At 42.0% G+C, this 948-nt stretch carries 1 pseudogene; it reads left to right on the top strand.

The annotated features are described in order from the left end of the window. Window positions 1-948: pseudogene (locus ESU54_RS17920) on the top strand (hypothetical protein); the annotation flags it as partial.

Below are 948 nucleotides of genomic sequence, written 5' to 3'. Positions count from 1 at the left end.
AAGGCCAATTAGATGGTTCTAGTACTGCAAACAAGGCTAGAATCCGTCAAGGTACAGGGCAACAAGCACAGGATAACTTTGCTGCCATAGACCAAAATGGTGACAACAACTGGGCTTCAACCCAACAAACTTATGACAACAGTGATGCTTGGACGCAACAAACTGGAGACAATAACAAGTCCATGATCCTTCAAGATGCAGGTCCTAACCAAACTGATGGACACTACGCAATGAACCAACAAATAGGAAACGAAAACGAATCCTTTATTAATCAAGAAGGTAATGGTGCTCGTAACTCGGCACGTACGTATCAAGTAGGTGACGGTCACCAAGCTAAGCAATACCAGACTGCTACTGCTGGTAGTGGGTCTGGAAATGATGCTGGTATTCACCAAGGAAATCAATCTGGATTAACTTTAAGTAATGTAGCTCAAGAATCTTTAACACAACGGATTGCCGTTATTAATGATGTGGATGCATCTGCTAATCCTGTTTACTACTCTCCACCAAGTGATTATAGCAAGGCTTTGCAAGTACAAGTGGGTGATGACAACAGCGCTGGTATCTATCAGATAGGAGGAGATGTAGTTGGCTCTAATTATGGCGAACAGGTTCAAGAAGGTGATAATAACGCTGCCGGTATGACACAATCAATGCATAATTTAGGTGAGGCTTCTAACTACGCTAAGCAAGATCAAGATGGTAATGACAATATTGCTGGTTTAGTTCAACAAGGATCTAACAATAAATCTTATCAAGCTCAAGATGGAAATGCAAACAAATCCTTGGCTCACCAAGCAGGTTCTGGACACAAATTGAACACACACCAATTTGGTGATGGTAGTGTTGCTCATGCTGCACAACACGGAGCAGATAACCGAGCTTTAATTGTTCAGTATGATGGCCAAAGCTACAGCGTACAACAAAACATGAATTTAGGTGTGCTAG

Source organism: Aequorivita antarctica (assembly GCF_007997155.1).
Taxonomy (GTDB): Bacteria; Bacteroidota; Bacteroidia; order Flavobacteriales; family Flavobacteriaceae; genus Aequorivita; species Aequorivita antarctica.
This window is presented reverse-complemented; position numbering and strand designations above follow the sequence as displayed.